Annotated in this window: 20 protein-coding genes; 8 read left to right on the top strand and 12 right to left on the bottom strand. The window is 62.3% G+C overall.

All coding sequences use genetic code 11. The annotated features are described in order from the left end of the window. Window positions 1-6: 6 nt before the first annotated feature. Both xerD and H7E91_RS09515 read right to left on the bottom strand, forming a co-directional pair. On the bottom strand, window positions 7-918 hold the full coding sequence (gene xerD, locus H7E91_RS09520) for a site-specific tyrosine recombinase XerD (RefSeq protein WP_182354863.1): 912 nt from the start codon (window positions 916-918) through the stop codon (window positions 7-9). Next, the gene (locus H7E91_RS09515; RefSeq protein WP_206680409.1) at window positions 915-1,877 is read right to left on the bottom strand and encodes a heme o synthase; all 963 of its coding nucleotides are present in this window, start codon (window positions 1,875-1,877) and stop codon (window positions 915-917) included. Before H7E91_RS09515 ends, xerD begins: the two co-directional genes overlap by 4 nt. Window positions 1,878-2,096: 219 nt before the next feature. Here H7E91_RS09515 and tkt point away from each other — a divergent pair, with 219 nt between their 5' ends. Genes tkt through H7E91_RS09495 form a run of 4 tightly spaced genes read left to right on the top strand, consistent with a single transcriptional unit; the run spans window position 2,097 to window position 7,720 of the window. Continuing rightward, window positions 2,097-4,184 (top strand): transketolase, encoded by a 2,088-nt coding sequence (gene tkt, locus H7E91_RS09510; protein ID WP_182354884.1) that lies wholly within the window; start codon window positions 2,097-2,099, stop codon window positions 4,182-4,184. Between the two features lie 9 nt (window positions 4,185-4,193). Next, window positions 4,194-5,282, top strand: a complete 1,089-nt coding sequence (tal, locus tag H7E91_RS09505) for a transaldolase (RefSeq protein ID WP_182354862.1) — start codon at window positions 4,194-4,196, stop codon at window positions 5,280-5,282. Then, entirely contained in the window at window positions 5,279-6,787 is a 1,509-nt protein-coding gene (gene zwf, locus H7E91_RS09500) for a glucose-6-phosphate dehydrogenase (protein ID WP_182354861.1), read from the top strand. The genes tal and zwf overlap by 4 nt, the downstream gene beginning before the upstream one ends. Beyond that, window positions 6,788-7,720, top strand: coding sequence for a glucose-6-phosphate dehydrogenase assembly protein OpcA (locus H7E91_RS09495; RefSeq protein WP_182354860.1), 933 nt, complete (start codon window positions 6,788-6,790; stop codon window positions 7,718-7,720). Window positions 7,721-8,003: 283 nt separating this feature from the next. Here H7E91_RS09495 and secG read toward each other — a convergent pair whose 3' ends face one another. The 9 genes from secG to uvrA form a co-directional block, all read right to left on the bottom strand. Beyond that, a complete protein-coding gene (gene secG / locus H7E91_RS09490) occupies window positions 8,004-8,246 on the bottom strand; it encodes a preprotein translocase subunit SecG (protein ID WP_182354859.1) in 243 nt (80 codons plus the stop codon). A 50-nt stretch (window positions 8,247-8,296) separates the two neighbouring features. After that, window positions 8,297-9,073 carry a triose-phosphate isomerase gene (gene tpiA / locus H7E91_RS09485; RefSeq protein WP_194309228.1) on the bottom strand — a complete coding sequence of 259 codons (777 nt, stop codon included), beginning with the start codon at window positions 9,071-9,073 and terminating at the stop codon, window positions 8,297-8,299. Between the two features lie 2 nt (window positions 9,074-9,075). After that, the gene (locus tag H7E91_RS09480; protein ID WP_182354858.1) at window positions 9,076-10,266 is read right to left on the bottom strand and encodes a phosphoglycerate kinase; all 1,191 of its coding nucleotides are present in this window, start codon (window positions 10,264-10,266) and stop codon (window positions 9,076-9,078) included. Between the two features lie 74 nt (window positions 10,267-10,340). Continuing rightward, entirely contained in the window at window positions 10,341-11,348 is a 1,008-nt protein-coding gene (gap, locus tag H7E91_RS09475) for a type I glyceraldehyde-3-phosphate dehydrogenase (RefSeq protein ID WP_182354857.1), read from the bottom strand. A gap of 159 nt (window positions 11,349-11,507) precedes the next feature. Next, window positions 11,508-12,506: a DNA-binding protein WhiA gene (gene whiA, locus H7E91_RS09470; protein ID WP_182354856.1), complete on the bottom strand. Its 999-nt coding sequence runs from the start codon at window positions 12,504-12,506 to the stop codon at window positions 11,508-11,510. 54 nt (window positions 12,507-12,560) lie between these two features. Continuing rightward, window positions 12,561-13,544 carry a gluconeogenesis factor YvcK family protein gene (locus H7E91_RS09465; RefSeq protein WP_182354855.1) on the bottom strand — a complete coding sequence of 328 codons (984 nt, stop codon included), beginning with the start codon at window positions 13,542-13,544 and terminating at the stop codon, window positions 12,561-12,563. Beyond that, complete coding sequence (gene rapZ / locus H7E91_RS09460) at window positions 13,544-14,479, bottom strand: RNase adapter RapZ (protein WP_182354854.1); 936 nt, start codon at window positions 14,477-14,479, stop codon at window positions 13,544-13,546. The genes H7E91_RS09465 and rapZ overlap by 1 nt, the downstream gene beginning before the upstream one ends. A 38-nt stretch (window positions 14,480-14,517) precedes the next feature. Continuing rightward, window positions 14,518-16,530, bottom strand: coding sequence for an excinuclease ABC subunit UvrC (gene uvrC, locus H7E91_RS09455; protein ID WP_182354853.1), 2,013 nt, complete (start codon window positions 16,528-16,530; stop codon window positions 14,518-14,520). Between the two features lie 3 nt (window positions 16,531-16,533). Further along, on the bottom strand, window positions 16,534-19,365 hold the full coding sequence (uvrA, locus tag H7E91_RS09450; RefSeq protein WP_182354852.1) for an excinuclease ABC subunit UvrA: 2,832 nt from the start codon (window positions 19,363-19,365) through the stop codon (window positions 16,534-16,536). A gap of 107 nt (window positions 19,366-19,472) precedes the next feature. Between uvrA and H7E91_RS09445 the strand changes: the two genes are divergently transcribed. The 4 genes from H7E91_RS09445 to H7E91_RS09430 are packed head-to-tail and all read left to right on the top strand — an operon-like array spanning window position 19,473 to window position 22,129. Then, window positions 19,473-20,111: an MBL fold metallo-hydrolase gene (locus H7E91_RS09445; protein ID WP_182354851.1), complete on the top strand. Its 639-nt coding sequence runs from the start codon at window positions 19,473-19,475 to the stop codon at window positions 20,109-20,111. Beyond that, window positions 20,108-20,377 (top strand): YciI family protein, encoded by a 270-nt coding sequence (locus H7E91_RS09440; protein ID WP_206680408.1) that lies wholly within the window; start codon window positions 20,108-20,110, stop codon window positions 20,375-20,377. Before H7E91_RS09445 ends, H7E91_RS09440 begins: the two co-directional genes overlap by 4 nt. After that, the gene (locus tag H7E91_RS09435) at window positions 20,374-21,336 is read left to right on the top strand and encodes a bile acid:sodium symporter family protein (protein WP_338401786.1); all 963 of its coding nucleotides are present in this window, start codon (window positions 20,374-20,376) and stop codon (window positions 21,334-21,336) included. The genes H7E91_RS09440 and H7E91_RS09435 overlap by 4 nt, the downstream gene beginning before the upstream one ends. A 19-nt stretch (window positions 21,337-21,355) precedes the next feature. Continuing rightward, on the top strand, window positions 21,356-22,129 hold the full coding sequence (locus H7E91_RS09430) for a glutamine amidotransferase (RefSeq protein WP_182354850.1): 774 nt from the start codon (window positions 21,356-21,358) through the stop codon (window positions 22,127-22,129). Here H7E91_RS09430 and H7E91_RS09425 read toward each other — a convergent pair. Further along, on the bottom strand, window positions 22,075-23,193 hold the full coding sequence (locus H7E91_RS09425; protein ID WP_182354880.1) for a TerC family protein: 1,119 nt from the start codon (window positions 23,191-23,193) through the stop codon (window positions 22,075-22,077). The genes H7E91_RS09430 and H7E91_RS09425 overlap by 55 nt on opposite strands. Window positions 23,194-23,368: the final 175 nt, after the last annotated feature.

Here is a 23,368-nt window from a genome sequence, read left to right as displayed (position 1 = left end):
AGCGAATCACGTCCGACTCCGTGCGCGAGGGTGCGAGATCGCGTAGGTCTCCCGGAGGGTTTCGATCGTGACCGCCGTGTAGATCTGGGTTGTCGTCACCGACGCGTGGCCGAGAAGCTCCTGAACAACCCTGATATCGGCACCGCCGGACAGGAGGTGTGTCGCGTACGAGTGCCGGAGGGTATGTGGCGAGATGTGGCCTGTGATTCCTGCTCGGATCGCGGCGTCCTGAACAACCGCCCACGCAGATTGGCGGGACAGGGGCCGACCCAACAGGTTGAGGAACAGTCTGCTCGTCCCCTTTCCCTTCTGGGCGAGTGCGGGCCGAGCCCGCACAAGATAAGCCCCAACCGCGTCGACTGCATAGGAGCCGAGCGGAACGATCCGCTCTTTGCCACCCTTGCCGAACAACCGCACGGACTCCCCCACCATGTCGACGTCGTCAACGTCGAGCGCAAGCGCCTCGGTGATACGGGCGCCGGTTCCGTAGAGGAGCTCGATAAGGGCCGCGTCCCGCGGCCCGAGCGGAGGGTCCTGGGCGGCGGCTGCCTCGATGAGGTCCGCCACCTGCTCAACCGTTATCGGCTTCGGCAGTCGTCGGTCCTGTTTCGGCAAGGCGAGATCGCGGGCCGGATCGATCTGTGTCCAGCCCTCAGCGACACAGAAGCGGTGGAAGGAACGCACCGCGGTGAGCGTCCGAGCGACGGATGATCGGGACAATCCCTCGTCGGCAAGGCTCTCAGAGAAGCCCGCGGTAACAGGGGAATCAATCTCGTCGAGCTCCGCGACTCCGAGACCGTCGAGATATGCGAGGTAGCGGGCGAGGTCGCGGGAGTAGGCGTTGACAGTGTTGGGCGACAGCGACCGTTCCACGGCGATCCAGTCGAGGTATCCCGAGACCGCCCGCTGGACTCTCACACGAGGAAGGGGTCGATTGCGATCGCGAGAAAGATGATCGTCAGGTAGTAAATCGACCCGTGGAACACCTTCATCGCCTTCGGCCGCCCACGCTCCGGGTGACGGGCGTGGCGGTAGAGGTCGATACACGACCAGAGGAACCACGCCCCTGCGGCCACGGCTGCGACCGAGTAGAGCAGTCCCATCGGGGCGATGGGGATGAGAGCGAGGGTGGCCGCGACGGTGAGAGCGCCATAGAGAACGACTCGGCGGCTTACCGTAGCATCGTCAGCGATGGCGCCGAGCATCGGCACTCCGGCCTTGCGGTAGTCCTTGGCGAATTTCATCGACAGCGGCCAGTAGTGCGGGGGTGTCCAGAAGAAGATGATGAGGAACAGGACTGCAGCCGCCCAGTCGAGAGTGCCGGTCTGCGCCGCCCACGCGATGAGGACGGGCATGCAGCCTGCCGCTCCCCCCCAGATAATGTTCTGGTCCGTGCGACGTTTGAGGATGATCGTATAGAGGACGACGTAGAGGAGAATCGCGATGGCCGCGAGGGCACCCGCAAGCCAGTTCGTGAACACCCCAAAACCGATGATCGAGATGATGCCGAGCGCGGTGGCGAAGATCGTCGCCGCGCGAGCGGAAATCTCGCCAGTGACGAGCGGACGTTGCTTTGTCCTGTTCATGACGGCGTCGATGTCGCGGTCGAGGACCATGTTGTAGGCGTTCGCAGACCCTGCCGCGAGGTAACCGAAAACGATGCAGGACACGAGCACCTGCCAGCTCGGCCAGCCACCCGCCGCAAGGATGACGGTGGGGATCGTCGTCGTCAGAAGAAGTTCAATGATTCTCGGCTTTGTCAGCGCGATATACGCTGCAACTGTCGAGCGCTTCTTCGTGGTGGGATGGAGAGGCTTCGGAGGACTTTCCGTCGCTACCTCTGCCTTTTCCAGGCTGGACGTCGACCGCTCACTCACTCAAACCACCTTTTCGCGAACACTGGTGTCATACTCTATCGCATCGACACTGGCTACGGCCATACCAAAGGCCGCAGGGTAGAGGGTGGGACCTTGGCCCTGACAGATCTACGTGAGAACTACCCCAATCGCTGAATTTTCGAGATAAAAAGAAGGGCGCAGGTCAGGGCAGTCTAGACTGGCGGTAATCGCCCATAACGATCTGCATCACTAGGAGTCATAGTGGATTCTCATAACTTTACGTGGACCGACCTCGACCAGCGGGCAGTCAATACGACGCGAGCCCTTGCTGCTGATGCGGTCCAGAAGGTCGGAAACGGCCACCCGGGCACCGCCATCTCCCTGGCTCCCGCCGCCTACGTTCTGTTCAACAAGATCATGCGCCATGATCCGGCCGAACCTCGCTGGGTCGGCCGCGACCGGTTCATTCTGTCTGCTGGCCACTCGTCCCTCACCCACTACAACCAGCTCTTCCTCACCGGCTACGGCCTTGAAGTCGAGGACATCGCAGCGCTGCGCACGTGGGATTCACTGACGCCTGGCCACCCCGAATACGGCCACACGGACGGTATCGAGATCACGACCGGGCCGCTCGGTCAGGGTCTCGCCTCCTCGGTCGGCTTCGCCTATGCGACGCGCCGCGAGCACGGTCTGTTCGATCCTGAGACGCCGCTTGGAGAGTCCCCGTTCGACCACTTCGTCTATGTCATCGCTGGCGACGGCGACCTCCAGGAGGGTGTGACCTCCGAAGCTTCGTCGCTGGCGGGCACTCAGAAGCTCGGCAACCTCATCGTCATCTGGGACGATAACCGGATCTCAATCGAGGACGACACGAACATTGCGTTCAACGAGGACGTCCTCGCCCGCTACGCCGCCTACGGCTGGCACACCCAGCACGTCGATTGGACGAATGGCGGCGGTGAGTACAAGGAGGATCCGGAGGCTCTCTACAACGCGATTCTCGAGGCGCAGAAGGTCACCGATAAGCCGTCGATGATTCGCCTGTCGACGATTATTGCCTGGCCCTCCCCGACCGCTCAGGGCACCGGCGCCGCCCATGGCTCCGCCCTCGGTGCCGATGAGATCAGCGGACTCAAGGAGGCCATCGGCTTCGACACGGATAAGAACTTCCAGGTCGATGAGGACGTCATTTCCTACACGAGGGAGAACGCCAAGAAGCGCGCGGCCGAGGCTCGCAAGACGTGGGAGAAGAGCTTCGACGAGTGGCGTGAGGGCGCCGGCGAGCGTGCCGACCTTTTCGACCGACTCGTCAAGGGTGAGCTGCCGGCAGGCTGGGAAGAGTCCCTGCCCGTGTTCGGCCCCGATAAGGCTCTCGCAACACGCGCCGCATCCGGTGCTGTCCTCAACGCTCTCGCGCCCGTCCTCCCCGAGCTGTGGGGTGGCTCCGCCGACCTGGCCGGCTCGAACAACACGACGATGAAGGGTGAGCCGTCGTTCCTCCCCGAGGATCGACAGTCGGAAATGTTCGCAGGCAACCTCTTCGGCCGTACCCTTCACTTCGGCATTCGCGAGCATGCCATGGGCGCGATCGTCAACGGTATCGCCCTGCAGGGCATGACCCGTCCCTACGGCGGCACGTTCCTTGTCTTCTCCGACTACATGCGTCCCTCTGTCCGACTCGCCGCCCTCATGGGAGCACCGTCGACCTTCGTGTGGACGCATGACTCCATTGGTGTTGGCGAAGATGGGCCGACGCACCAGCCGATCGAGCACCTGTGGGCGCTCCGTGCAATCCCGGGCCTCGACGTCGTCCGTCCCGCTGACGCCAATGAGACGGCGTACGCGTGGCGCGGCATCCTCGAGCGCGGCGACCGGCCTGCCGGACTCATCCTCTCGCGTCAGGGTCTGCCCGTCTTTGACCGTGAAAAGCACGCATCGGCCGAAGGAGTCCTTAAGGGCGCCTACGTCCTGTCCGACTCCCCGACCGACAGTGTGGACGTTGTCCTCATCGCAACTGGCTCCGAAGTCCAGCTCGCGGTTAAGGCACAGGAGACCCTCGCGGCCGACGGAATCGGCGCCCGTGTCGTGTCCATGCCGTCGCTCGAGTGGTTCAACGAACAGGACGAGGAGTACCGGAACTCGGTCATCCCGACCGACGTCAAGGCCCGCGTGTCCGTCGAAGCTGGAACCACCTTCGGCTGGGCCGGCATCGTGGGCGATCACGGCCGCAGCGTCGGAATCGACCACTACGGTGCGTCGGCCGATGGCGCGCTCCTATTCGAGAAGTTCAACATCACCGCTGACGCCGTCGTTGCCGCTGCGCGCGAGTCGCTTGCGTCACTCTGAGGAGACAACATGACCAACCTGAAGAAGCTCTCGGATGAGGGAGTGTCGATCTGGCTCGATGACCTGTCACGGTCTCGGCTGACGACCGGTAACCTCCAGTCCCTCATCGACGAAAAGAACGTCGTCGGCGTCACGACGAACCCCTCCATCTTCCAGGCCGCTATCTCGGCCGGCGACGGCTACGAGGAGCAGCTCGCGTCCTTCAAGGGCGGCTCCGCCGAAGAAGCGGTCGAGGCGATGACGACGGATGACGTCCGTGCCGCGTGCGACCTGTTCGCCGAGATCTACTCGGCAACGGGTGGGGAGGACGGGCGTGTCTCGATCGAGGTTGACCCGCGGCTCGCGCGGGACACGGATGAGACCGTCAAGCAGGCGAAGAGGCTGTGGGAGATCGTCGATCGCCCAAACACTCTTATCAAGATTCCGGCGACGCCGGAGGGCCTGCCAGCGATCACGAAGACGATTGCTGCGGGAATCTCCGTCAACGTCACCCTCATCTTCTCCCTCGACCGCTACCGCGCTGTCGCTGAGGCCTACATTGATGGCCTTGAGCAGGCCGCCGAGGCTGGCATCGACCTGTCAACCATCTACTCGGTCGCCTCAGTCTTTATCTCCCGTATTGACGCGGAGGTTGACAAGAGGCTGGAGGAGGTCGGTGGCGATGCTCTCGAGTTGCGCGGCAAGGTCGCGCTCGCCAACGCACGGCTCATGTTCGAGGCGTACGAGGAGATTTTCTCCTCCCCGCGCTTTACCCAGTTGGCAGAGCAGGGCGCGAACAAGCAGCGCCCGCTGTGGGCGTCGACGGGAACGAAGAACCCCGACTACTCCCCTACCCTCTACGTCGACGAGCTCGTCACCCGCGGCGTTGTGAACACGATGCCGGAGGCAACTCTTAACTCCGCATTCGATGGCTCCGTCCTCGCAGGCGATACCGTTCGCGGCGGTTACGACGAGGCCCGCTCGGTCCTCGCGGACCTTGCTCGCACCGGCATTAGCCTCGCTGACGTGACCGACAAGCTCGAAGAGGAGGGTGTCGCCAAGTTCGAAGAGTCCTGGAACTCGCTTCTTGAGACCGTTACGGACAAACTGGACTCGTGACCAATCCACTTCGGCATGCTGAAGATCGCCGGTTACCGAAGATCGCTGGGCCCTCGGGTCTCGTGCTCTTCGGCATCACCGGCGATCTCTCGCAACGTAAAGTCCTGCCCGCTCTCTACGACCTCGCCTCACACGGGCTCCTGCCTCCGTCGTTCGCGATCACCGCGGTCGCGCGGAAGCTCCGTGAGCCCCTTGTCGATATCGTCGAGAGAGCGGTGCGGGAGAACGCGCAGACACCGTTCAACGAGCGGGTCTTCGCCCAGTTCATCTCCGGTCTCGATGCCGTCGAAGGCCAGTACGATGATCCGAACACCTTCGAAAGCCTTGCGAAGCGTCTGGACCATCTCGACCAGCATCACGGCACGGGCGCCAACTATGCGTTCTATCTCGCGGTCCCGCCAGACCTGTTCGACACTGTCCTCACGCAGCTCGGCCGTGCAGGCCTGGCTGATACGAGCAGTGGCTGGCGTCGCGTCGTCATCGAGAAGCCCTTTGGCCACAATCTCGAGTCATCGAGAGAGCTCAATGATCTCGTGACGAAGGTGTTCGATCCGAAAGATGTGTTCCGGATCGATCACTATCTAGGCAAAGAGACTGTCCAGAACCTCATGAGCCTGCGATTTTCCAATGAGCTGTATGAGCCGTTGTGGAACTCGGACCATATCGATCATGTCCAGATCACGATGGCTGAGAACATCGGAATCGGTAGCCGGGCTGGCTACTACGATGGGGTGGGCTCTGCGAAGGACGTGATCCAGAACCATCTCCTCCAACTTCTCGCGCTGACGGCGATGGAAGAGCCGGTGACATTTAGTCCGGACGACCTTCGTCAAGAGAAGGAGAAGGTCCTCGCGGCTCTCGACTTCTATGGCCCAATCGAGGAATCCGCCGTCCGGGCCCAGTACGCAGAGGGGTGGCAGGGCGGCAGGTTCGTCAAGGCCTACCTTGATGAGGCGAACATCGCTCCCGACTCGAAGACGGACACGTACGCCGCTCTCCGGCTCGCCGTTCGGACGAGGCGCTGGAACGGTGTCCCGTTCTATGTCCGCACCGGCAAGCGCCTTGCTCGCCGCGTGACCGAGATCGCGATCGTGTTCAAGAAGCCAAGTTTCCTGCCGTTCGAGCCGCGCGTGACCTCTGGCCAGGAGAACAACACTCTCGTTATCCGGATCCAGCCGGATGAGGGTGTGACGTTCAGGTTCGGGGTCAAGATTCCGGGCCAGGCGTTCAAGGTCCGCGACGTGACGATGGATTTCTCCTACGGCCACGCGTTCACCGAGTACACACCGGAGGCCTACGAGCGCCTTATTCTCGACGTGCTTCTCGGCGAGCCGCCGCTGTTCCCGCAGCAGAAGGAGGTTGAGGAGTCATGGAAGATCCTCGATCGGGCCTTCGAGTACTGGAACACGCTCGACACAATCGACACGTACCCGCCCGGCTCGTGGGGTCCCGCCTCGTCAGACGAGATGCTGGCCCGTGACGGTCGCACGTGGAGGAGGGCCTAAATGATTCTGCACCTGACATCAACGACATCTGCCGATGTCGCAGCAGAGCTCGACTCGCTCCGGGACATGTCCGGCTCTGTCGCACTCGGCAAGGTTCTCACCCTCATCGTCATCGCCCGGAACAACGAGTCGATCGAAGCAGCGCTTGACGCGGCGGATGGGGCATCACTGTCCCACCCGTGCCGCATCATCGCCTACCTGCCCGACCGCCAACCGGACGCGCATGAGGCGACCCTGTCGGCCGAGCTTCGGGTCGGCGGCGAAGCCGGCGTCTCCGAGGTCATTATCCTGCGACCCGAGGGCGGAGCTGGCACAGACCCCGCTTCTCTCCTCTTGCCGCTTCTGCTGCCTGACACGCCGGTAGTCGTGTGGTGGAGCGAAGACGCGCCGACAAACCCGGCGATGGACCCGATCGGTCAGCTCGCCCAGCGGAGGATCACGAACTCAATCGCCAACACGAACCCTGTTCCGGTGCTCAAAGAGCTGGCGACGAACTACACTCCCGGCGACACGGACATGAGCTGGGCCGGATGTACTCTGTGGCGGGGCTACCTCGCCGCTATGCTCGACGAGCCTCCCTACGAACAAGTTGAATCGGTCGAGGTTCAGGGGTCTCTCGAACACGCATCAACCTACCTCATCTCCGCGTGGCTCAGGCTGCGCCTGGATGTGCCGGTTTCTATCACGAACTCAGAGGGCTACGGACTGGAAAAGGTGACGATGAAGAGGGCCTCGGGTGACCTTGTCCTACATCGCGAAGTCGGCGAGACAGCTGCACTCCTACGCAGACCGGGCCGTGCCGACCAGCGAGTCAACCTTGAAACCCGCACGCAGGAGCATCGCCTCATCGAGGAGCTTCAGCGGCTCGACCCAGACGTCGCGTACGGCCACGTCCTTGAAGCCTTCGGCGACGGAATCGTCGACGGGTACTGACATCGGTGGACCCAGACTGGTCCGCCACGGACTGCGCTCCTCCGCCACCGACGATGTGAACGTCGCGGAGGACGCGTTGCACGTCTGTCCAGTCTCCTCACGTGTGGGTATGCCGTCGCTGTGAAGTGTGCTGTGTCCATCTTGTGAGTGCCCGTGTCGGCTTTCGCGCGTGGCCTGCACGCCGTGAGTGCAGCGTCGAACGAGCACGGACTGCCAGTTCCATGCCTGTATGGGCAATGAGTCTGCCCCCGGTCTTTGTTGACCGGGGGCAGACGATGCTCGCCTACGCGAACTTGACGATAAGACCGTAGAGGATGACGCACACACCCCACGTCACTGCGATGGCAACGGTGATGCGATTGAGATTGCGTTCAGCGACGCCCGACGAGCGCATAGCGGTCGACATACCGCCGCCGAACATGTCAGAAACGCCACCGCCCTTGCCCTTGTGGAGCAAGATGGAGAGCACAAGCAGGAGGGATGCGATCACCAGCAGTACGGTGACGATCGTTTTGATAATATCCACGATGTCCTTTCGGTCCGTCGTCCAGTGTAGACGAGCGGGTCGTGCGCGACCTAACCCTTGAAGCGGACGATTTTGGCGAACTCGTCAGCCTTGAGGGCAGCGCCCCCGACGAGCGCACCGTCGACATCCTTCTCAGACATGATGTCGGCGATATTCGACGACTTAACCGATCCACCGTAGAGGATGCGGACGGCGTCCGCGGTCTCCTGGTCGTACAGTTCGGCGACCTTCTCGCGTATTGCGCCGCAGACTTCCTGCGCGTCGGCCGGAGTGGCGACCTCGCCGGTGCCGATGGCCCAGACGGGCTCGTACGCAATGACAAGGTTTTCGACGTTCTCGGCCTTGATGTCCTTGAGAGCACCCTCGACCTGGGCGAGGGTGTAGGAGACCTGGTCGCCGGCCTTGCGGATGTCGAGGCCCTCACCGACGCACACGATAGGTGTGAGGCCCGCAGCGATCGCCTTCACGGTCTTCGCATTGACGAGCTCATCGGACTCGTCGTGGTATTCACGGCGCTCCGAGTGACCGATGATGACATACGTGCAACCGAGGGCGGTCAGCATCGATGCAGAGATTTCGCCAGTGTAGGCGCCTTCATCGTGAGCCGACATGTCCTGCGCTCCATAACCCATCTCGAGCTTGTCGGCGTCGACGACAGTCTGAACCGTGCGCAGGTCCGTGAACGGCGGGCAGACGACAACTTCGACGTCCGCGTAGTCGTGCTTCATGTCTTTCAGTGTCCAGGCCAGCTTCTGAACGAGCTGATTCGCCTCAAGGTGATTGAGGTTCATCTTCCAGTTGCCTGCCATGAGCGGTGTGCGTGCCATAATCAACCCTCCAGGATCGAGATGCCCGGCAGGTCCTTGCCCTCGAGGAACTCGAGGGAGGCGCCACCGCCGGTGGAAATGTGGGAGAAGGTCGCCTCATCGAAACCGAGAGTGCGAACCGCGGCCGCGGAGTCTCCGCCGCCGACAATCGTGTAGCCCTGAGCATCGGACATGGCCTGAGCGACGGCCTTCGTGCCGCCCGAGAATGCCTCGAACTCGAACACGCCCATGGGACCATTCCAGACGATCGTCTTCGCATCGGCGATCTTCGACGCGTAGAGCTCAGCCGACTTCGGGCCGATATCGAGACCCATCTGATCATCCGGGATCGCATCCGCATCCACGACAGTTGCAGGGGCATCCGCCTTGAATTCGGGGGCGACGACGACATCAATGGGGAGAACGATCTCGACACCGCGCTCTTCAGCGGTCTTGAGGTAGCCCTTGACGGTCTCGACCTGGTCCTCTTCAAGGAGCGACGAGCCCACGCCGTGGCCTTGAGCCTTGAGGAACGTGAATGCCATGCCGCCGCCGATGAGCAGGCGATCAGCCTTCTCGAGGAGGTTCTTAATGACACCGAGCTTGTCGGAGACCTTCGAGCCGCCAAGGATGACAACATACGGACGCTCCGGGTTGTCAGTGGCCTTCGAGAGGCTGTCAATTTCCTTGAACACGAGCTGGCCTGCCGCTGACGGCAGCTTTTCAGCGATGTCGTACACGGAGGCCTGCTTACGATGGACGACACCGAAGCCGTCCGACACGAACAGGTCGGCAAGGTTCGCATACTCATCTGCGAGTGCAGCGCGCTCGGCGTCGTCCTTCGACGTCTCGCGGGCATCGAAGCGAACATTTTCGACGAGGGCGATCTGACCATCTTTCAGCTCGGACGCAACCTTCTTCGCGCTCTCACCGACGGTGTCATCCGCGAGGACGACGTCGTGGCCGACGAGCTCACCCAGTCGCTTCGCAACGGGTGCAAGGGAGTATCTCGGGTCGGGTTCGCCCTTCGGACGGCCAAGATGAGCCATGACGAGAACCTTCGCACCTGCTTCAGCGAGCCGGGTCAGGGTCGGCAGGGCAGCGCGAATGCGTCCATCATCCGTGATGGTGTCGCCGTCGAGCGGAACATTGAAATCGGAGCGGACAAGGACAACCTTGCCGCGGACATCCCCTAGGGAGTCAAGAGTCTTCATTTTCGTCCTTCCAAGAAAGACGCCCGCGCCCCGTGTATGGGTGGCGCGGGCGTCAGTTCTTCACTACCTAGTGATCAGAGCTTCTCGCCGACGAGGACAGTGAGGTCGACAACGCGGTTGGCGTAGCCCCACTCGTTGTCGTACCAGGACACAACCTTGACCTGATCGCCGATGACCTTCGTGAGGCCGGCGTCGAAGATCGAGGAGGCCGGGTCACCGGCAATGTCCTGAGACACGATCGGATCCTCGGTGTAAACGAGGATGCCCTTGAGGTCCTCATCCTGCGAACGACGCTTGATGGCGGCGTTGACGGCCTCGACAGAGACCTCCTTCTCAGCGGTGAAGGTGAGGTCGGTGGCCGAGCCGGTCGGAACCGGGACGCGAAGGGCGTAACCGTCGAACTTGCCCTTGAGTTCGGGCAGAACGAGGGCGACAGCCTGGGCCGCACCGGTCGAGGTCGGAATAATGTTCATCGCGGCTGCGCGGGCGCGGCGGAGGTCCGAGTGCGGGCCGTCCTGGAGGTTCTGGTCAGCGGTGTAGGCGTGGACCGTCGTCATGAGGCCGCGAACAATGCCGAACTCTTCGTGGAGAACCTTCGCGAGCGGTGCGAGGCAGTTCGTCGTGCAGGAAGCGTTCGAGATGATGTTGTGCTTCTCGGGATCGTAATCCTTCTCGTTCACGCCGAGGACGAACGTCGCGTCGACGTTCTTGCCGGGAGCGGAGAGGATAACCTTCTTGGCGCCCGCCTCGATGTGGGCCTTGGCGGTGTTGCCGTCGGTGAAGCGGCCGGTCGACTCGATGACGACGTCGACACCCAGGTCGCCCCAGGGAAGGTTGGCGGGATCGCGCTCTTCAAGAGCCTTGAAGGTCATGTTACCGACGGTGATCGAGTCGCCGGAAACGGAGACGTCCTCCTTGAGGACGCCGAGGATCGAGTCATACTTGAGCAGGTGGGCAAGCGTGTCGTTGTCGGTCAGGTCATTGACGGCCACGATCTCAATGTCAGCGCCCGTCTCGAGCACCGCGCGTGTGAAGTTGCGGCCAATGCGGCCAAATCCATTAATACCAACGCGAATAGTCACTCTATTCCTCCTCATGCGCAACTGTTGAGCGCACATATTGTCATATAGGTCTGGGGAAGCGAACCGCTTCATCCTTCACGGTCGACGTAGGCCGGCCGATCCAGCCACCAGTATACAAGGATCGGGGTGTTTCCATACGGGACGAAGGTGATTGGTGAACTATTTCTCCCCCGGCGTAGACCGTCTGCGACGATGCTCGTTCACGGTGTCGACAGTCGTCGGAATCCCGAGTTCTGACGCCCTTTTATCGGCCATCGTGTTGAGCCTGCGGAGTCTGCCAGCGACCGCATCCTTCGTCGCAACGGGGCTCATTCGCTCGCCGAGCAAATTGAGGGAATCATCGGGGTATTGGATGCGGAACTCGCCAGCCTCGCGCAGGTTGTCCGGTACGTCGTCGCCGAGGATCTCAAAAGCTCGTTTGACGCGGATAACGGCGACGACCGCGGCGTCTGCGCTACGACGCATGTTCGCATCATCGAAGTTCGCGAGCCTATTGGCCGTTCCTGTCACTTCCCGCTCGGTTCGCAACTCCTCCCACCGGATGACAGCGTCATTCGCTCCCATTCGGGTGAGCATGGCAGCGATCGCGTCACCCTCCCGAATATCGACTCGATGAGCACCGCGCGACTCGCGGGCTCTGTAGGGGATGGCGAGACGGCGGGCGAGGCCGCCAAGAGCATAGGCGGACTCCAGGCCGGGACAGATGACTTCGAGGGCGGCGTTACGGCCCGGCTCGAGAAGTGCTCCGCGTGCGAGGAACGCGCCGCGCCATGCCGCGGCGGCATCGGCCTTGGATCCACCGACGATGGAGGGCGGCAGGCCGCGGACGGGGCGGCCGTATGTGTCGATGAGACCGATACGGCGGGAGACCCGCTCCCCTTCGCGGCCGATGCGAACGACGTAGTGGTGGGCGCCGCGGGATCCGCTCGCAACCGTATGGAGTTCAGGCTCGACACGGAACGCACGGCTGACGAGCTCGCGCAAGCGCCTGGCCGCTCCGGCATGGCCGAGTTCGGCCTGGAGAGCGACCCTCCCAGAGTTAATGTGGATGCCGCCGGCGAAGCGAAACAGCGTTGCGATCTCGGCGACGGCTGCAGACGCCATGCTGGCATCGACGGCAGCCAGCTCATCTTTGACGCTTGCGGTGAGTGCAGACATTCCGCTGGTTCATCCTTCGCTAGAGATGTAGACGCCCGGCAGGGCTCAGCCATCTTACCGCTTCTGTCGACCGCGCGGCGCGCCCACGTCATGCATCGTCCCCTCGAACGCGTCCCTGAGCGCTGCCGCGAAGCGGAGAGGATCATGGATGGCGGGGTTGTCAGCGGTGTGAACCTGGCGCAAGATGAGGCCCGCACCGATACCACCCACGGCCTCGTCGAGCGAACCTAGATCATCGATCGCTGTCGGGTCGGCGACGACGACGCTCGGCGACAGCCCGCGAGAGTGCTCGACAAAGCTCCTGATGTAATCCCCATGCTCCATGTCGGACGTCTCCGTGTCGGAGGTGAGGTTAAGAGCGAGAAGAATCTTCGCGGGGCTCTCAGCCAGGGCCTTCCGAATATCGGGAAGCATAAGGTGCGGGATCACGGACGTGTACCACGAGCCGGGCCCGAAGACAGCCCAGTCCGCATCAGCGATGGCGTCGAGGACGGCGGGATGTGCGGTGGCGCCTTGCGGGATGAGGCGAAGGTTCTCGAGCCTTCCGGGTGCGATCGCAACTTTCGACTGGCCGCGGACAATCTTCTTGTGCCCCGCTTCGTCAAATTCCGCTTCGATCTCCATCGGTTCGTCGCTCATGGGCAGGACTCGGCCGTGAACGCCAAGCAGCCTCCCAACGAAGTCGAGCCCTTCGGCATTGTCACCAAGCAAGCTCCAGACGGAGGCAATGAGAAGGTTGCCCGTGGCGTGGTTGTTGAGGGGTCCGTCGGTGACGTACCGGTGCTGGAGAACATCGCGCCACATCTGCCCCCACTCCCCGTCATCGCACAGCGCTGACAGTGCCATCCGCAGGTCCCCGGGGGGCAGGATTCCGAGCTCGGCCCGCAACCGCCCGGACGAGCCGCCATCGTCTGCGACCGTGACAACGGCGGTGAGGTTCCCTGTCACGTGACGAAGCGCAGACAGAGTCGCATACAGCCCGTGGCCGCCGCCGAAGGCGACGACGTGGGGACCGCGAGATCCAGTTGGCAACGCCATCACTCCCGTCCGAGGTCGCGGTGAACGGTGACGGCGCGCGAGCCACGGTTGCGCAACCCCTCGGCGATCCGTTCAGACAGCGCGACGCTACGGTGCTTTCCGCCCGTACAGCCCACCGCGATCGTGACGGTTGGCTTGAGCTCCCGTTCGTATCCCTCCATGATCGACGCGATGAGGTCAACGTACTTATCAACGAATTCCGCGACTCCGTCCTGAGAGAGGACATAGTCTTGGACGGCCTTATCATGGCCGGTCAGGTTACGTAGCTCCCCGATCCAGTACGGGTTGCTAATGAAACGGACATCGACGACGTGGTCCGCGTCGAGCGGAAGGCCGTACTTAAAGCCGAAAGACATGACGGTCACACGAGTTGCCAGCTCGCCTTCGGCGGCGACGAGAATGCGCACGTGCCGCGCCAGGTCGTGGACGGACTTGTCGGTCGTGTCGATGATCGTGTCTGCTCTACTGCGCAGCGCTTCCAACATCTTGCGCTCCGCGTGGACGGCGTCAAGGAGCCTCCCCTCATCCTGAAGCGGGTGGGGGCGCCGGACCGACTCGTAACGCTGGACGAGAATGTCATCATCGGCGTCGAGAAAGATGATGCGGTGTCCGATCCCGGAGGACTTGAGGCTATCGAGCACGCTCAGCAACTCAGCGAAAAACTCCCTGCCGCGCACATCGGCGACGACAGCGATCCGACGCACACCGCCGACCGGAGAGATGAGGCCGGTCAGGGCCTTGAGGAGCCGGGGAGGCAGGTTGTCGACAACGTACCAGTCGAGATCCTCCAACACTGCTGCCGTGCGGCTCTTACCCGCTCCCGACATGCCCGTGATAACGATAAGCTCGGGCGCCTGCGGCTCAGGAGCGACAGCTTCCGCCTCCGCACCGGGCACCCACGCGGGGAATGAATCCGTCTGGTCGATGTCTCTCATGGCCCTATCGTGCCAGGTTTGGTCCGGCTTCGGCAGGCTCACCGTGTCGAATCTGTGCCGTCCTCTTCGGAAGGATGGAAATGATCGTAGATGCGTTGTGCAAAAGCAGAGCCGATTCCGGGGGCTGTCGCGAGGTCCTCAACGGTAGCTGTCTTCATCGCAGCGACGGTCCCAAATCGATCGAGTAAGCCCTTCTGTTTGGCGGGTCCGAGTCCCGGTATGGCATCAAGTTGGGAGCGTGTCATCGCCTTCGACCGGCGCTTACGATGATGTGAAATCGCGAACCGGTGCGACTCATCGCGCACGTGCTGAAGAAGATGGAGGGCAGCCGAGCTCCGGGGAAAAATGACGGGAAAATCCTCACCGGGCACCCAGACCTCTTCGAGCCTTTTTGCTAACCCGATGACTGCGACATCAACACCGAGCTCGTCGACAACGGTTTGCGCGGCATTGACCTGAGGTAACCCGCCGTCAACGACAATGAGGTGGGGGCGGTAGGCGAACTTCTTCACCCGGCCAGTATCCGGGTCGATCGCGCCGGATACTGCGTCCTCATCGACATCCCGCGAGCCTTCGACGACGCGCGCAAGACGCCTGCGCAGCACTTCCGCCATCGCGGCCGTGTCATCACGTGCGCCCTCTCCGTTATCGCCGCGGATGATGAAGTGACGATAATCAGACTTGCGGGGCATGCCGTCCTCGAAGACGACCATGGAGGCAACCTGATGGGTGCCCTGGGTGTGCGACACGTCAAAGCACTCGATGCGGAGCGGCGCTGTCTCCATACCGAGCCCATCACGGAGATCTTCAAGAGCTTTGGCTCGCTGGGTGATGTCGCCCGAGCGCTTGATCTTCGCGCGCGCAAGGGCCTGTCGCGCGTTCTCGTGAACGGTCTCCGCGAGCCTGCGCTTGTCCCCGCGCTGGGCGAGGTGAAGATTGATCCGAGCGCCGCGACGCTCCTCCAGCCAGGCCAGCAATGCCTCCGCATCGTCAGGTAGGACCGGCACAATGATCTCGCGCGGAATCGCCGTCGTCGGCGTGTGAGTGCGGTCGTCGACCGAGCGGGCCTGCCCGGCTGGCAGGTCGCGAGACCCGCGCAAGAGCCTGTTCTCGCCCTGCTCGCCATAGACCTGCAGGAGTAGCGCCGTCATGAGGCCCGCATCATCAAGATTCTCGACCCGCTCCGTCACCCATCCGCGCTGGCCACGCACGCGGCCGCCACGGACGTGGAACACCTGGACGGAGGCTTCGAGCTCGTCGGCCACGAGGCCGAACACGTCGACGTCGGTGCGGTCAGGAAGGACGACGGCGTTTTGTTCGACGACGCGAGTGAGCGCTTCGACATCGTCACGTAACCGCGCGGCCCGCTCAAAGTCGAGGGCGGCAGCAGCCTCCTTCATGTCCTTTTCGCGGGCACGAATGTGGCGGCCCGTGTCCCCGTCGAGGAAGCTACAGAGCTCGAGGGCGAGCTCGCGGTGATCTTCGACGCTGATTCTTCCCACGCAGGGTGCGGAGCATTTATCGATGTAGCCGAGCAGGCAGGGCCTGCCGGATCTTTCGGCCTGCCGGAACACCCCGGGTGAGCACGTACGCACTGGGAAGGTGTGGAGCAGGGAGTCGAGAGTGTGGCGGATCGCCCACACCTGGGTGTAGGGGCCAAAGTAGCGGTTGCCACGCCGGTGCGCGTTGCGGGTAATCATCGCCCGCGGATATGTCTCCGCTGTCGTGACAGCGAGGTAGGGGTACGACTTATCATCGCGGTACATAACATTGAACCGCGGATCGAATTCCTTGATCCACTGGTATTCGAGTGTGAGCGCCTCAACCTCGGTGCTGAGCACGACCCACTCGACCCGGCTGGCCGACGTCACCATCTGGGCGGTCCGCGGATGAAGGTAGGCGACATCCTGGAAGTAGGACACGAGGCGCTGGCGAAGGTTCTTCGCCTTGCCGACGTAGATGACGCGATCGTCTTCGTCGATGAACCGGTAAACTCCCGGATCTGTCGGGATGTCCGACGTCTTGGGACGGTAGGTGGAGGGGTCAGCCATCGTCTACCTCAGAAGCGGCGCAAGGAACTGGCCAGTGTACGACTCCGGGACCTTCGCCACGTCCTCCGGAGTGCCAACGGCGATGACATCACCGCCACCGGCACCACCCTCGGGGCCCATGTCGATGACCCAATCCGCCGATTTGATGACGTCAAGGTTGTGTTCGATGACGATGACGGTGTTGCCCTTGTCCGCCAGTCCGTTGAGCACCTTGAGGAGCTTCGAAACGTCCTCAAAATGAAGGCCCGTTGTCGGCTCGTCAAGCACGTACACGCTTCGGCCGTTCGAGCGCCGCTGGAGCTCGGACGCGAGTTTGACCCGCTGTGCCTCACCGCCTGACAGTGTTGTCGCGGACTGGCCGAGACGAACGTACCCGAGGCCGACCGACTCGAGAGTCGACAGGTGGCGGGTGATCCCGGTGACGGGCCCAAAAAACTCGAGCGCTTCCGAGATTGTCATCTCGAGAACGTCTGAGACCGACTTGCCCTTGTACTTCACTTCGAGAGTGTCGCGGTTGTACCTCTTACCGCCACATACCTCGCACGGGACGTACACATCAGGCAGGAAGCTCATTTCGATCTTGATCGTGCCGTCGCCCTTGCATGATTCGCACCGTCCGCCCTTGACATTGAACGAGAATCTGCCGGGTCCGTAACCGCGTATCTTGGACTCGGGCACTTCCGCGAACAGCTTCCGGATCCGGTCCCAGACGCCCGTATACGTTGCCGGGTTCGACCGCGGGGTGCGGCCGATCGGAGACTGGTCGACGTGGATGACTTTGTCGAGGTCTTCCAAGCCCGTCACCGACGTGTGCCGGCCGGGCACGATCCGAGCGCGGTTGAGCTGGTTAGCAAGCGAGTTATACAGAATCGAGTTGACAAGCGTCGACTTACCCGAACCGGAGACGCCCGTGACCGCGACGAAGCACGCCCGTGGGAAGGCAACTGTCACGTTCTTCAAATTGTTTTCCCGGCCGCCGGTCACGACGATCTCCCGGTCCGGGTCGACAGTGCGGCGCTTCTTCGGCACGGGAATGCTGCGCCTGCCAGCCAGGTAGGCGCCAGTCAGAGAGTCGTCCTGCTTGAGCAGGCCGTCATAATTCCCCGTGTAGACGATCTCTCCCCCGTGCTCGCCCGCACCAGGGCCGATGTCGACGATGTAGTCGGCAGCTCGGATGGTGTCTTCATCGTGTTCGACGACGATGAGAGTGTTGCCGAGGTCGCGCAACTTTGTCAGCGTCTCAATCAGACGAGCGTTGTCGCGTTGATGAAGGCCGATCGACGGTTCGTCAAGGACATAGAGGACGCCGACGAGCGCGGCGCCAATTTGTGTGGCGAGCCGGATCCGCTGCGCCTCACCGCCGGAGAGGCCAGCTGCCCCTCGCGCAAGCGTGAGATAGGTAAGGCCAACGTCGATGAGGAAGCCGAGGCGGAACTGTGTCTCCTTGAGCACGGCGTCCGCCACCGCCCGTCGCTTCGCGTCGAGTTCGAGTTTCCCGAGGAACTCGGAGACCTCGAGGATCGACATATGCGTGAGCTCGGAGATCGACATACCGCCGACGGTGACGGCAAGAACTTCCGGCTTGAGCCGCGCTCCCTTGCAGACCGGGCACGGGATTTCTCGCATGTAGGCCTCGTAGCGGCCCTTCGACCACTCTGACTCCGTCTCTTCTCTCTTGCGCTTGACGAAGTCGAGCACGCCCTCAAACCCGGTCGAGTACGTGCGCTCACGGCCCCAGCGGTTCCGGTATTTCACCTCGACTTTGTAGTCGCGTCCGTAGAGGAGAATATCTCGCACGTCCTGCGACAATTCACCCCACGGGGTATCGATGGAGAACCCGACGTCTTTTCCGAGCGCGGTGAGCTGGCGGGTGAAATACGCCTTGTTACCGGCCCAGGGCAGAATCGCGCCGTCTCTCAACGACAGGGACTCGTCCGGCACAACAAGCTCCGGATCCACCTCGAGCTTCGCGCCAATGCCCGAACATTCGGGGCACGCACCGTATGGGGCATTGAAAGAGAATGTGCGGGGTTCGATTTCTTCGAGCGCGAGGACATGATCGTTCGGGCAGGCACGCTTCTCGGAGTAACGTCGTAGCCTCTCCTTATCGCCCTCGTCACGATCCATGCGCTCGACGACGACGAGACCGTCGGTCAGCCGAAGGGCCGTCTCGACCGAGTCGGACAGGCGCCGCGTCGAATCCTTGCGGACAAGCCTGTCGACGACAACGTCGATGTCGTGGCGGAGCTTCTTGTCGAGGACGGGCGGACTATCGAGTCGGATGAGCTGACCGTCGACCTTTGCGCGAGAGAAGCCCTGCTGTTGCAGGTCGGCAAACAGCTGGCTGTACTCACCCTTGCGGCCACGGACGACGGGAGCGAGGATCTGAAAGCGGGTCCCCTCGGGCAGCTCCATGATCCGATTCACGATTTGTTCGGCCGACTGGGAGCTCACCTCCTCCCCGCACACCGGGCAATGCTGAATGCCGGCGCGAGCGTAGAGCAGTCGCAGATAGTCGTAGACCTCGGTGATGGTGCCAACCGTCGACCGCGGGTTCCGGCTCGTCGACTTCTGATCAATTGACACCGCGGGAGACAGGCCGCCGATAAAATCGACCGCCGGCTTATCCATTTGCCCAAGGAACTGGCGAGCATAGGATGACAGCGATTCGACGTAACGGCGCTGGCCCTCGGCAAAGATCGTGTCGAAAGCGAGGGATGATTTGCCTGAACCCGACAGGCCCGTAAAGACAATGAGGTTGTCTCTCGGTAACTCCAGATCGACGTTGCGGAGGTTGTGCTCCCGCGCTCCCTGGACGACAATTTGTTCGGTCACGCGGAACAGTGTACCCGCCCAACCCGGCAATCGAACAAGTGTACTGATGTCGGTTCGCTCCCGGCGTCAATCGACCTTTTCAGGGCGAGAACGTTACCCTTAGTGGCATGCGTACGACATATCACACAGGCCCGGACCAGCCGCCAGTCACGATCGCCCTCGGTGACGTGACGATAACAAAAATGTCAGTCGGATCGATGGACAACAATGTCTACCTGCTGGAGAACCGCAGGGGCGACGCCGTCATCGTCGATGCGGCTGCCGAGCCCGATCGAATCGTCGAGCTGGCGGCCGATAAGACAGTGCATGCCATCATCACAACCCACGAGCATGAGGACCACATCGAGGCCCTCGAGACGGTCTCGCACGTGTTCCCCGAGGCACAGATCGCGGCAACGTCCGCGACAGCGAAAGCGCTTCCCCTCGACACCGATCTCATCATTGAGAACGGCGCCGTCCACGCGTTCGGCGATCTCGAGCTGACGTTCATCACTCTCCGTGGTCACACACCCGAAGGTTGCGCAGTTGTTGTCGGCAACCACATCCTCACCGGTGATTCACTTTTCCCCGGCGGCATCGGGCAGACGCCATCCGACCAGGCGTTCTTCCTCCTGTTCAATGACGTGAGGGACCGGATTTTTGCCCAGTTTGATAACTCGACCGTTATTCATCCCGGCCACGGAGACTCAACGACACTGGGCGATGAGCGCCCACATCTCGACGAATGGGAAGGACGGCGCTGGTGATTTACGCAGCTCTCTACACATACGACCCCGAACGTACCGACATCCACGACGTGCGTCCCGCGCACCGCGAGTACCTCAAGGGACTCTATGAGGACGGGTCTCTCCTGGCGAGCGGTCCTCGAGGTGACGGCGCCCTCCTCCTTGTGTCCGCGACCGATGAGACGCAGGCGCGCCGCCTCCTCGACGACGACCCGTTCGTCACGTCCGGCATCGTTTCGCACATTGACCTCGGAGAGTGGACGGTCGTTTACGGCCCGTGGTCGTGAAGAAGTTTGATCCCTTCATCGTCGCGATCATCGCGGCGCTTGTCATCGGCCTCATCTGGCCTGCGCCCGATGGCGTCCGGGCCGGCATCGCGTTCTCCGGTGACATCCTCGTCGCCCTCTTGTTCTTCCTCTACGGTCTGCGCCTGCGGACAACCGAAGTTCTGTCAGGGCTGACGAACTGGAAGGTGCAGGGCCTCATCTTCGCCTCCACCTATGTCGTCTTCCCGCTTGCCGGACTCGCCAGCCATTCCTTCCTCGTGCCGCTCGTCGGCGAGGGTTTTGCGACCGGGTTCCTCTACCTGTCATTCCTGCCCTCGACCATTCAGTCGTCGGTGACATTCACGTCGATAGCGGGGGGCGACACGGGGGCGGCCGTGTGTGCGGCGACGCTGTCGAACGTCATCGGCATGTTCCTCACGCCCCTGTACGTCCTCGTCTTCATGAACATCGAGGGAGCATCAGCTGGTTCGCTGACAAACGTCCTCACCCAGCTCCTTCTGCCCTTCATTGTCGGCCAGCTCCTCCAACCGAAACTCGGTGACCGAATCAGGCGACATCCGCGAGCGCTTCGCGTCTACGACCAGGGGACGGTTGTCGTCATTGTTCTTGCTGCGGTGCTCGACTCAACAGCAGCGAACACGTGGGACGGCGTGTCGGTGTGGCAGATCCTCGCCCTCATCCTCATCTCGTCCGTCTTGCTCGCGTTTATTCTCGCGTTCACGTGGTACGTCTCCGGCTGGGCGAAGATTAAGCGGGCCGGGAGGATCGCTGTCCTCATGTGCGGGTCGAAGAAGTCTCTCGCGACCGGGTTGCCGATGGCGCAGGCGATTTTCCCTGCCGCCATCATTGGCCCCATCGCCGTCCCCGTCATCGTGTTCCACCAGATCCAGCTACTCGTGTGTGCCGTCATTGCCTCCCGCATGGGACGCCTGCCAGACAATGCATGGTCGCGGCCTTAACAGCCGCTAATCTGACACCATGAAGCCCTTCCTACTCATCGCCACACGCGCCGAGAACAAAGCGGCGGACGACGAGTTCGACCAGATCCTCCGGTTCGGGAATCTCAGTGCATCGGACGTGCACCGGGTTCGCCTCGAGCAGGCCCCTATGCCAGCCCTCGATCTCGACGACTATTCGGGGATCATTGTGGGCGGCAGCCCGTTCACGGGGTCCGAGCCCGAGGAGACGAAATCTGCGACCCAGATCCGGGTTGAGGCGGAGATCGCCACTCTTCTCGACGAAGTCGTCGACCGCGACTTCCCGTTTCTTGGTGCGTGCTATGGGGTGGGCACGCTCGGACGCCACCAGGGTGCGGTTATCGACTTCACGTACAGCGAGCCGGTCGGGGGCACCACGATTCACGTGACTGATGCGGGGCGGGACGATCCGCTCCTTGCGGACATTCCCCGTCAGTTCTCGGCGTTTGTCGGCCATAAGGAGGCCGTGCGCCATCTTCCGGACCATGCCGTTCTCCTGGCGACGTCTGCGGCGTGCCCCGTCCAGATGTTCCGCATCAGGACGAACCTCTATGGCACGCAGTTCCACCCGGAGCTCGACGCCGATGGCATCGCGACCCGCATCCGCATTTACAAGAATGCCGGCTACTTCGCACCCGAAGAAGCCGACACCTTGATCAGAGCCGCGTCTCAGTGGGACGTGACGTGTGCCAATAGGATCATCGCGAACTTCACGGCGCGCTACGCGCGCTCGGCATCGCCGTCATCGCTGCGGCGTGTACCGGGGTTGGAGTAGGCGCCAGTCCCCTGCCCCGTGTCGGCGTCGTCCTGTGGGCTTTCGTCGCCGGTCACGTCTGTCACCCGCTCGCCCGTGTCCGACTCGAGATTCTTCCGAGCCCGTTTTCTGTTGCCCCAGAGGGAAGCAACGACTGTCACGACGATGACGCCAAGAATGACACCGAGCGACACGCTGATCGGCGGCTCCGGGATAACAAGCAGTAGGTCGTAACCATGGAAGGCGTGGATGATGAGCTTGAAGGAGATGAAGCCGAGGATGACGGCTAGGCCGTAGTGAAGGTAAATGAGCTTCTCGAGAAGCCCATCGACGAGGAAGAACAGCTGGCGAAGTCCGAGCAGGGCGAAAGCGTTCGCGGAGAACACGATAAATGGTTCGCGCGTGAGGCCGAAGATCGCGGGAATGGAGTCGAGGGCGAAGATGAGGTCGACGGTGCCGATGGAGACTATGCAGAGGAACAGCGGGGTCAGCCATGACTTGCCGTCGCGGCGGACGACGAGGCGCTGGCCGACGAAGCCCTCGGTCACGCGGAAGCGCTTCTCGGTCCAACGGACGATCGCGTTCGGCTTGTACTGCTCGATCTCTTTCTTCTTCTCGTCGGGGTCCTCGACTCCCTCGCGCACCTGAGCGATGGCGGTGTAGAGGAGGAAGAGCCCGAAGATGAAGAACACCCACACGAACCGCTGGATAAGGGCGTCACCGAGCAGGATGAAGATGAGGCGCATGACAAGCGCCATGACGATGCCGTAGAGCAGCACCTTCTGCTGGTACAGCCGAGGAACTTTGAACGACGCAATGACGATGATGAAGACGAAGATGTTGTCCACGGACAGCGCCTTCTCGACCGTATAACCGCCGAAGTACTCACCTGCGAATGTGGAGCCGTGCCGCCAGAACATGACGGCGCCGAACACGAGCGCGATCGCGACATAGCCAGCGGACCAGATCGCCGCTTCCTTGATTGTTGGCTCGTGGGCTTTGCGGACGTGGCCGAAGAGGTCGACGAGAATGAGAACGATGATGACCGCGCCAAGAGCGAACCATTCCCACGTGTGGACGACCATTTGGGAGGGTGTGGACGGCGCCATCGGCAGGGGAACATGGGTGAGCTGGTGTGCCAGCAAAACATACCTCCGGTCTGTTGATCCGAAGGTCTCTTCCCACCGTTGCCGGTCGCGAACCGAGTGCCGGGGCACCGTGATGGCGGCTCGCTGTTGTCCGGGAATACTCCCCTTCGCT

This window comes from Flaviflexus huanghaiensis, assembly GCF_014118685.1.
Taxonomy (GTDB): domain Bacteria; phylum Actinomycetota; class Actinomycetes; order Actinomycetales; family Actinomycetaceae; genus Flaviflexus; species Flaviflexus huanghaiensis.
This window is presented reverse-complemented; position numbering and strand designations above follow the sequence as displayed.